Source organism: Mycobacterium gordonae (assembly GCF_001417955.2).
GTDB classification, from domain to species: domain Bacteria; phylum Actinomycetota; class Actinomycetes; order Mycobacteriales; family Mycobacteriaceae; genus Mycobacterium; species Mycobacterium gordonae_B.
Map to the genome: position 1 here is coordinate 1 of NZ_LKTM01000175.1, position 1,598 is coordinate 1,598.

The 1,598-nt window shown below is 66.0% G+C and carries 1 protein-coding gene; it reads left to right on the forward strand.

Annotation, left to right across the window (positions count from 1 at the left end; genetic code table 11):
- Nucleotides 1–119 precede the first annotated feature (119 nt).
- Nucleotides 120–1,558, forward strand: a protein-coding gene (locus tag AO501_RS14515) for an IS3 family transposase (protein ID WP_372511698.1) whose coding sequence is annotated in 2 segments (ribosomal slippage) — nt 120–486 and nt 486–1,558 — 1,440 coding nt in all. Because the reading frame shifts where the segments join, the coding sequence is not laid out codon by codon here.
- The last annotated feature ends 40 nt before the right edge of the window (nt 1,559–1,598 follow it).

Here is a 1,598-nt window from a genome sequence, read left to right on the forward strand (position 1 = left end):
CCCTCTCTGCCAACCTGGGTTGAGGCACCCGCCCCCTGACAATTAGTGACCCGAGGGCGGGGATGGAGAGACTCCCCGAAATGGCAAGCAAGGTGACGACGTTGGTCTGTGCGGCCGGGATGGAAGATCCTGGTCGGGTGGCTGACGATGCAACGCAACGTCCCGAGCCCGAGGTGCCCGAACGCGCCCGGCGGCGGACGTTCACCGCGAAGTACAAGCTGGAGGTCCTGGCTGCCTACGACGCAGCGCCCGACGGTGAGAAGGGTGCGGTGCTGCGCCGTGAGGGGCTGTATTCCAGCCATATCACCGAGTGGCGCAAAGCCCGCGACGCCGGCGCGTTGGCGGGGCTGGCCGCCCCGCGCGGGCGCAAGCGCCGTGATCCGGCCGGCGAGCAGATCGCCCGCCTGCAGGCCGAAAAGCAGCGACTGGAGCAGGAGTTGGCCAAGACCCGCTTCGTGGTGGATGTGCAGGCAAAACTGCACGCGCTCTTGGAGACGCTCTCCGGGAGCGCGGATACCGATCCGAGGTCGACGCCGTGACTGATCAGGCCGTCATGGAGTTGGCACCGCAGCTGGGCATGCGGGCGGCCTGCGAAGCCGTTGGTGCCGCGCAGGCCGGCTACTACCGACGGCACCGGCAAAGCCCGGCACCGCCACGACCAGAGCCGATCCCGCACCGGCAGCGCCGTCAGCCGCGGGCACTGACCGCTGCCGAGCAGCAGGCCATCCTCGATACGCTGCACAGCGACCGGTTCGCCGACCTGGCACCGGCGCAGGTGTGGGCCATCCTGCTCGACGAAGGTGTCTACCTGGGCTCGCAGTCGACGTTCTATCGGCTGCTGCGCCGAGCCGGCGAGGTGCGTGAGCGCCGCGCCCAGGCCACGCACCCGGCGAAGGTGAAACCCGAACTGATGGCCAGCACCCCAAATGCGGTGTGGTCGTGGGATATAACGAAATTGCGTGGCCCAGCGAAGTGGACCTACTACTACCTGTATGTGATCTTGGATATTTTCTCCCGCTACGTCGTTGGCTGGATGGTCGCCAGCCGCGAATCGGCGGCGCTGGCCGAGGTGCTGATCCGTCAGACCTGCGCCAAGCAGGGGATCGACCGTGACCAGTTGACGATTCACGCCGACCGCGGCAGTTCCATGACCAGCAAGCCGGTGGCGTTCCTGCTGGCCGATCTCGGTGTCGCCCAGTCGCATTCGCGACCGCACGTCTCCAACGACAACCCGTTTAGCGAGGCCCAGTTCAAGACGTTGAAGTACCGGCCCGACTTCCCCGGCCGGTTCGGCTCAATCGAAGATGCCCGAAGACACTGTCAGGTTTTCTTCGGTTGGTATAACGATGAACATCGCCACAGCGGGCTGGGCCTGCATACCGCCGCTGACGTCCACTACGGCCTGGCCGAGGCAGTCCGCGACAAGCGTGCCGGTGTACTCGACGCCGCCTACGCCGAACACCCGGAACGGTTCGTCCGCAAACCGCCCGAACCGCCGCAACTACCCACCAGCTCCTGGATCAACCCACCCGACCATCCAGAGGAGGACGCTCAGTAAATACCGCGCAACGGTGCCTCATTCAGGTTGACAGGTTCCG